At 47.2% G+C, this 8,426-nt stretch carries 7 protein-coding genes and 1 pseudogene; 7 read left to right on the plus strand and 1 reads right to left on the minus strand.

Annotated features, from left to right (window positions below; genetic code table 11):
* Window positions 1-484 (minus strand): annotated as a pseudogene (locus BMZ71_RS09730) (IS4 family transposase); the annotation flags it as partial.
* Window positions 485-780: 296 nt separating this feature from the next.
* Here BMZ71_RS09730 and BMZ71_RS09735 point away from each other — a divergent pair.
* The 7 genes from BMZ71_RS09735 (at window position 781) to BMZ71_RS14920 (ending at window position 8,414) form a co-directional block, all read left to right on the plus strand.
* A complete protein-coding gene (locus tag BMZ71_RS09735; protein ID WP_086988951.1) occupies window positions 781-1,755 on the plus strand; it encodes a LacI family DNA-binding transcriptional regulator in 975 nt (324 codons plus the stop codon).
* Window positions 1,756-2,105: 350 nt separating this feature from the next.
* Window positions 2,106-3,047, plus strand: coding sequence for an ABC transporter permease (locus tag BMZ71_RS09740; protein ID WP_086988911.1), 942 nt, complete (start codon window positions 2,106-2,108; stop codon window positions 3,045-3,047).
* Window positions 3,048-3,061: 14 nt separating this feature from the next.
* Window positions 3,062-3,943 (plus strand): carbohydrate ABC transporter permease, encoded by an 882-nt coding sequence (locus BMZ71_RS09745; protein ID WP_086988912.1) that lies wholly within the window; start codon window positions 3,062-3,064, stop codon window positions 3,941-3,943.
* 46 nt (window positions 3,944-3,989) lie between these two features.
* Complete coding sequence (locus tag BMZ71_RS09750; protein ID WP_086988913.1) at window positions 3,990-5,603, plus strand: ABC transporter substrate-binding protein; 1,614 nt, start codon at window positions 3,990-3,992, stop codon at window positions 5,601-5,603.
* 41 nt (window positions 5,604-5,644) lie between these two features.
* Window positions 5,645-7,144, plus strand: coding sequence for a glycoside hydrolase family 32 protein (locus BMZ71_RS09755; RefSeq protein WP_177187576.1), 1,500 nt, complete (start codon window positions 5,645-5,647; stop codon window positions 7,142-7,144).
* Between the two features lie 51 nt (window positions 7,145-7,195).
* Entirely contained in the window at window positions 7,196-8,149 is a 954-nt protein-coding gene (locus tag BMZ71_RS09760; protein ID WP_086988915.1) for a carbohydrate kinase family protein, read from the plus strand.
* Window positions 8,150-8,270: 121 nt separating this feature from the next.
* Entirely contained in the window at window positions 8,271-8,414 is a 144-nt protein-coding gene (locus BMZ71_RS14920) for a hypothetical protein (RefSeq protein ID WP_177187577.1), read from the plus strand.
* The last annotated feature ends 12 nt before the right edge of the window (window positions 8,415-8,426 follow it).

Below are 8,426 nucleotides of genomic sequence, written 5' to 3' on the forward strand. Positions count from 1 at the left end.
TCCCATCTGACCACCCCAAAGTCAGCATGCGAAAGCCACGGACGAACTTCTTGGTAGTATGGTCATGAACGAGCGCAAGCATTTCGACTGATTTACTACGGGCACGGCTGTATAAGGAATCGTCCAAAATCAGGACGCGTTCGCGGTTTTCCGAGACAAGCGGGAGCAATTTCTGGGTAATGACATTCCGGCTCAGCAACAACAGAAACTTGCGCCAATTATAGGTTGCGTTGTTGAGCAGACGATAAACCGCATCCTTGGCAGGAGCCTCTGGCTCCCGTCCGGATTCCAATGTCCGATACAAATTTTTCTTTTGAAGGACCAATGAAAAGATGAATTGGACCAGTAGTACCGGTGAGATGCCTGCTTCTTTTCGGATATTGGATTGATTGAGTAACGTCCCCAGTTTCTGTTCGCGAAAAAATTGATGAACAGAAGAATTAAGTTCCTGATTGATTTGATTTTCTGGTAAAATAGTAGCCATAAGACATCTCTCCTTGGTTGTGTTAGTGTGGTAACTACATTTTACCAAAGAGAGGTGTCTTTTTGCGCACATTTTTTCATATTAAAGTCTTTAAAAACATTGATATATCAAAGGGTTAAATAGGTTTTTCAAGTGCGAAAGTTGAGTTATAATTATTTCTGTATTTCCATTCATTGTGTATGCGGCTCAGAAATGAATGAGTCCCAAAATGCAACTATACTTATTTTGCCGACTCTGCTATCATGATAATTAGCTTGTAAGTATTTTCAGGAAAGGAGGTCATTCAAGTGGCAACGATGAAAGATGTAGCTGCTTTAGCAAACGTCGGTGTCGGCACCGTATCACGCGTCCTGAACAGTTCCGGATCCGTAAAAGAATCGACCCGCAGAAAAGTCGAGGCGGCGATGAAAGAGTTGAACTACATCCCGAACGCCTACGCGCGCGGATTGAAGATGAACAAGACCAACACGGTCGCGCTGATCATTCCGACAATCTGGCATCCGTTTTTTTCGGAATTCGCCTATTATGTGGAGAGCAACTTAGCTGAACATAAGTACAAAATGCTGTTGTGCAACTCGGATGTCAGCAGTGACAAGGAATTGGAGTATATCCAGATGGTCCAAGAAAACAAAGTCGACGGCATCATCGGTATCACCTATTCGGATTTGGATAACTTTGTCTCGTCGCATTTGCCCTTCGTCACCATCGATCGTCATTTCAAGGAAGAAACGGTTTGCGTCACATCGGACAACTTTCATGCAGGCCAGCTAGCCGTAGAAAAGTTGGTTGAAAAAGGGTGTCATAAACTCGGTTATATCGGAACGCATTCACGCTTTCCTACTGAGACGACAAAGCGAAGGGATGGCTTTAAGGCGAAAGCTGAACAGATGGGAATGCCGTATGCCATCTACGATGGGGAAGATCCCGTAATAGAATTCAAGCAGGAAATCCGAACCTTTTTCGAAGAAAATCCGGATGTGGATGGCATATTTGCCCACACTGATTTCATCGCTCTGGACATCCTTGAAGTTTTGGAGGAAATGAAACGTAACGTACCGGAAGAGGTGCAGATCATCGGTTGTGATGGCATCAAGATGGAATCCGGTCGCAGACAGATCGTATCGACAATCCGCCAGTCCGTAGATTTGATGGCCAAAGCTGCAGTCGAAAAAATCATTCAGGTGATCGATGGTGAATCCGTCAGAACAAAGATCACTTTGCCTGTCCATTATGTGGAAGGACCAACAACGAAAAATAAAATGTCAAAATAATCTGGCTCAGGTATTGACAGAAAACGGTTACTGAATTATTATAGGTTTAAATCAAAAACATATTTTTTTGAAGCGGAGTGGAAACGTTTCAATTACTAAACGGACGTTTCCCTATTTTTGAAATCGTGGGCAGGCTGATGATCCATCGACCGCACCGATTTCAAAAGTAGTGTGCCTTTTCATTGGCACTGATTGATCCATTTGATCGGATCAGTCGCTTGGATTCTTCAGAACTTATTTTTTTTGAACGAAAGTGGAAACGTTTCTATTATCAAATGAAGACGTTTCCGTAATTTTTTTGGGGAAGAGTGGAAACGTTTCAATTTTCAAAAGGAGGAGTCAGAACAGTTATGAAAAAAAGCCAGACAAGTAAGCCAAAAAGAAGCACACAATCCAAATGGGAATTCATCAAACAGCACCGAATGCTCTATTATATGCTGTTGCCGGGACTGATACTCACGCTGGTATTCAAATATTTCCCGATGTACGGCATTCTCTTGGCTTTCAAGGACTACAATCCGCTGCAGGGGATTATGGGGAGTGAATGGGTGGGATTTGAAAATTTCGTCCAGTTCATCGACTCTCCCAACTTTGGAATTCTGTTGGAGAACACGCTCAAAATCAGTATATACGGTCTTATTTTGGGATTTTTCCCGCCGATTATCTTGGCATTATCTTTGAACCATCTGATCAGCACAAAATGGAAGAAGCGGTTCCAACTGATTCTGTACGCACCGAACTTCATTTCCTTGGTTATCGTTGTGGGGATGTTGTTCATGTTCCTGGCAGCTGATGGCCCGATCAATGGGTTTATAGAAAGCATTACCGGTTCGCGGATTACATTCATGACGGATCCAGATTATTTCCGGACGCTCTACATCCTATCCGGTATTTGGCAAGGTATGGGTTGGGCATCGGTGCTCTACACGGCGACATTGGCCAACGTGAGTCAAGATTTGATCGATGCAGCTCACATGGACGGCGCTAACATCCTCTACCGTATCTGGTACATCGATCTGCCTGCGATCCGACCAATCATGGTCATCCAGTTCATCCTTTCTGTAGGGGGCATCATGAATGTCGGCTACGAAAAAGCTTTCCTGATGCAGACATCGATGAACCTGCCTGTTTCGGAAATCATCTCGACCTACGTCTACAAAGTCGGTCTACAGATGGGTGATTACGGGTATTCAACGGCAGTCGGACTATTCAATACAGTCATCAATATCATCTTGTTGCTGGCCGTAAATGCGTTAGCGAACAAAGTAAGCAATGATGATGCAGCTTTATAGAGAGGAGAACAAAAATGATAACATTGACAAAATTTGACCGCGGCGTGCTGCTGGTGAATCGCATTCTGATAGGCTTTCTGGTCTTGATAACCCTATCCCCTTTGTTGTACGTATTGATCGCTTCTTTCATGGATCCCTTCATCCTCCGCTCGCAAGGATTGAGTCTGAACCCAGCGAACTGGAGTCTGGACGGCTATAAGAGGGTCTTACAGGATCCGGCCATCATCCGAGGTTTCGTGAATTCGATTTTCTATTCATTCACATACAGCGCCTTGACTGTCGCGGTCTCCATTCTGACCGCCTATCCGTTGTCCAAACAGAAATTGGTCGGAAAACGGCCGATCACGATTTTCCTGATGATTACGATGTTCATCGGAGGCGGCTTGGTTCCAACTTACCTATTGGTGAAAAACTTGGGCATGCTGAATACGGTCTGGGCCATCATCCTTCCCGGCTCGATCAACGTCTGGAACATCATCCTGGCGCGAACGTACTTCAAACAACTGCCTGCCGAGTTGGAAGAAGCTGCGATTATCGACGGCGCCAATGAAATGCAGATATTCTTCAAAATCATGCTGCCGCTGGCGAAACCGATCATCTTCGTATTGTTCCTCTATGCTTTTGTGGGCCAGTGGAATTCCTACTTCGACGCCATGATCTACTTGAACGATGCAGATCTGCAGCCGCTGCAATTGGTGCTGCGGAAAATACTGATCCAAAATCAACCGCAACAAGACATGATCGGATCCGCCACTCAGATGGCAGAAATGGCGCAATTGGCCGAACTGATCAAATACTCGACAATCGTCATCTCCAGCTTGCCGCTTCTGGTCATGTATCCATTCTTCCAGAAGTACTTCGATAAAGGGATGATGGCAGGTTCACTCAAAGGTTAAGCAATACGCAACACAAAATAAATACATTATAAAGGAGAAACACAAAATGAGAGCAAAATACCTTGGCACAGCACTATTATCCACAGCAACAATCCTGACTTTAGCAGCCTGCGGTTCATCCGGCGGCGCCTCATCCCCGGACTACGAATTAACGGATGTATCCTTCCCGTTGGAAGAGACCGTTAGCTTGAAAATGTCCACTTCCAGTTCTCCGTTGGCTCCGGCCGATCCGAACGAAAAGCTGATCTTCCAGCGTTTGGAAGAACAATCCGGCGTCAATATCGAATGGAAAAATTATTCTTCTGACTATATCGAAAAACGGAATCTGGACATTTCCAGCGGCGACTTACCGGATGCCATGTGGAACGCCGGCGCCAGTGACTATGATCTGCTCTCATGGGCGGAAGACGGTATCATCATTCCTTTGGAAGATCTGATCAATGAACACATGCCGAACTTCAAAAAAGTATTGGACGAAAATCCGGAATACCTGGCCATGATCACAGCACCGGACGGCCACATTTACTCACTGCCATGGATCGAAGAGTTGGGCCAGGATAAAGAGTCCATCCATACGGTAAACGATATCCCTTGGATCAATGTCGACTGGCTGGAAGCTTTAGGCTTGGAGATGCCGCAAACGACGGATGAATTGATGGTTGTATTGGAAGCATTCAAAACTCAAGACCCGAACGGCAACGGCGAAGCCGATGAAATCCCGATTTCTTTCATCAACGATGGCGGGAATGAAGACATGAAGTTCCTCTTCGGCGCATTCGGAATCGGCGACAATGATGATCACTTGGTCGTAAATGATGACGGCACGATCGACTTCACGGCCGACAACGAAGAATTCAAAAACGGTGTCGCTTATTTCAACGAGATGTACAACAAAGAGCTGATCGATGTGGAAGCTTTTGAACAGGATTGGAATGCCTACATGGCGAAAGGGAAAGAGCAATTGTTCGGTGTGTACTTCACATGGGATAAAGCGAATGTTTCCGGAGCGAACGATTCCTATGAGCCACTGCCTGCATTGGCTGGTCCAAGTGGAGAAAAACATGTTACGCGTACGAACGGCTTCGGATTCAGCCGCGACCGTTTCGTAATCACCAGCGCCAACAAAAATCTGGAGTTGACTGCCAAATGGGCAGATCAGATGTATGTGCCGATCCAATCTGTACAGAATAACTGGGGTACATATGGGGATGAAACGCAACAAAATATCTTTGAATATGTAGAAGCAACTGATTCGTTGAAACACTTGCCTTTGGAAGGCACAGCACCGGGCGAATTGCGTCAAAAAACCGAAGCTGGCGGACCGTTGGCAATTTTAGACGACTACTACGGAACTGTGACGACAATGCCGGATGATGCACAATGGCGTTTGGATATCTTCAAAGACACTTACTTGGCTGATGTTCATAATCAATTCAATTATCCTCGTGTATTCTTGTCATTGGAACAGGCAGACCGGATCGCTCAGATTGAAGCCGATTTGATGCCGTTCGTAAGCAGAAAACGTGCGGAATGGATCGCAAACGGCAAAGTTGCCGAAGAGTGGGATGCTTACTTGGAAGAACTGAACCGTCTGGGACTGGAAGAATGGATGCAGATCAAACAAGAAGCTTATGATACATATTTATCAAACAACAATTAACCATATAGAATATTAACCAAATCTAAGAAATGAGGGGTAGCGTGAACACTCAAAGTCAATTGGCTTACTCGGCAGATCGTGCCAACCAATATATAGCAGAAAATAAAGGAACAGTGAATCCTCTTTACCGGAATCGCTATCATGCATCACCGCCAGTCGGCTGGATGAACGATCCGAACGGCTTCGTCCAGTTCCAAGGGGCGTATCACCTGTTTTATCAATTCCACCCGTATGATGCGAAATGGGGCCCGATGCACTGGGGCCACATGAAGTCGACGGACTTGATCCATTGGGAAGACTTGCCGGTTGCCTTGGCGCCGGATCAAGCGTATGACCGGTCCGGGTGTTTCTCAGGAAGCGCCATCGAGCGGGACGGGAAATTGTATCTGCTTTATACAGGCGTAACCGAAGCCAATGAAGAAGGCGTGCATCACCAGGTGCAGTGCCTGGCGGTATCGGAGGACGGGGTGAACTTCGAGAAAGTGCAGCAAAATCCGGTCATCCCAGTTGCGGCTTTGCCGGCAGACGCTTCCCAGATCGATTTCCGGGACCCTAAAGTTTTTGAACACGAAGGCATGTACTACACGGTAGTCGCCTCCAAGGCTGGCGACGAGACAGGGCAAATTTTGCTTTACCAATCTGCTGACTTGGCGGAATGGGAGTTTGCCTCCGTCTTCCTGAAGGGGAACAAAGAGCAAGGGATCATGTGGGAATGCCCGGATTTCTTCCGCTTGAATGGGAAAGATTGCTTGATCTTCTCGCCGATGCAATGGCCACAGGATGGGGACGACTATCAGAATCTGAATACCTCGGTCTTGGCTGTCGGCGAAGTGGATTGGGCGACGAAACAGTTCCACCCGGAAAGTTATCAGGAATTGGATCACGGTTTGGACTATTATGCTCCTCAAAGCCTGGAGGATGACAAAGGCAGAAGAATCTGTATCGGCTGGATGCAGATGTGGGGAAGAAATTTCCCGACAGATACGCTGGGCCACAACTGGACAGGATCAATGACGATTCCGCGGGAGTTGAAATGGGAAGACGGCAAGTTGAAGCAATATCCGATCGGTATCGAAGCCATTGCCGACAATCAGGGAGAAAACAGCCCGGTGATCACAATGGTGGATACTAAAGAATCAATCCCAGGCATCGCAGGGGACTGCGGATTGCTGACACTGAAAGTGGATACGTCCGGATTGGAAAAACTGTCCATCCATCTGCGTGAGAACGAGAACGAAAGAACCATAGTCTACTATGATAAAGCAAAGAATGAATTAGGAATCGATCGATCTGCAAGCGGCATCGAACTGAAAGGGGAGGAAGCACATCCTCCCGTCAGCCGGAAAGTCGCGTTGTCCGGAAAGAGCGATCATCTTGAACTCGCCATTTACCTGGACAGTTCTTCGGTTGAAGTGTTTGAGAAAAATGGTGAAGTAGTCATGACTTCAAACGTATATCCAACCGCGGAAGCAAAAGGCATTTCGTTTGAATGCAGCGGCAAAGCGGTATTTGAGGAAGCGACTTTTACGCCCTTTATCTGATCGGGAATTCAGGTTTTTTGGAACAAATAACTGCAACCGAAAGGAGACGTTATGCGGAGAGTTTATACTATTGGAGAAATACTGATTGATTTTTTCCCGAGTGAAATCGGGGTACCCTTGAAGGAGGTTTCCGGTTTCACGAAGCAACCGGGAGGCGCACCCGCGAATGTCGCGGTGACGGTCAGCCGTCTGGGCGGGAACGCGAGCTTCATCGGCAAAGTGGGCCAGGATGCCTTCGGGGATTATTTGACTGATGTGCTCAAACAGAATCAGGTGGACACCTATCACCTGTTTCGGACCACTGAGGCAAACACGGCGCTGGCGTTTGTGTCGCTCCAGGAAAATGGGGAGCGTGAATTCAGTTTCTACCGCAATCCCAGCGCGGATATGTTGTTGAACAAGGAAGAACTGAATGAGCTTGTTTTCACCGCTGCAGATATCCTGCATTTTTGCTCGGTCGATCTGATCGAAGCACCCGTAAAGTATGCGCATCTTGCCGCTTTGGAAAAAATGCAGCAGGCCGGCGGAACGATCGTTTTCGATCCGAATGTGCGCTTGAATCTCTGGCCGGATCCGGAAATGCTGAAGCAGACGATCCAGGAATTCCTGCCGTATGCCGACATCCTGAAAATCAGCGATGATGAATTGGCCTTCATTACGGGCATGGATTCGGAAGCGGATGGGATAGCAGCATTGCTGAAGACGGAACCGAAACTGCTGATCTTCACCAAAGGCAGCAAGGGAGCGGATCTGTACTTCAAAGGCGAGAAAGCCAGCGTTGAAGGAATCAGCGTTAAAGCAGTCGATACGACAGGGGCAGGCGACTCGTTCATCGGGTCCTTCCTCTATCAGATCGCCGGCAAGGATGCTTGGGAGGACTGCACGTTGGATGAAATACGCGAGATGGGCCTGTTCGCCAATCGTGTGGCCGCATTGGTGACGACGCGACCGGGTGGCATGCAATCCATCCCGACCATGCAAGAAGTGTTACGTTCGGAAGGATAATTAATCAAAAAAACAGGGCATTATTCCTATGTGGATAGCCCTGTTTTTTGCATGTTCACTTGGTGCTTACGGGTACTTGAATGTGTTTTTTCATATCTGGGTTCGATCGGAGATGGCTGGGTTGTTGGGGTTGTCCAATAACCGGGAAGAATCGGACAACGCGAGCAAGCATACGACATCCGCATCGCATTTGGTGCGCTACTTGTCGGATAACCGCATAGTATCCGACATCCGCATCGCATTTGGTGCAGTGCTTGTCGGATAACCGCAATGTATC

The organism is Trichococcus flocculiformis (assembly GCF_900113645.1).
Classification (GTDB): domain Bacteria; phylum Bacillota; class Bacilli; order Lactobacillales; family Aerococcaceae; genus Trichococcus; species Trichococcus flocculiformis.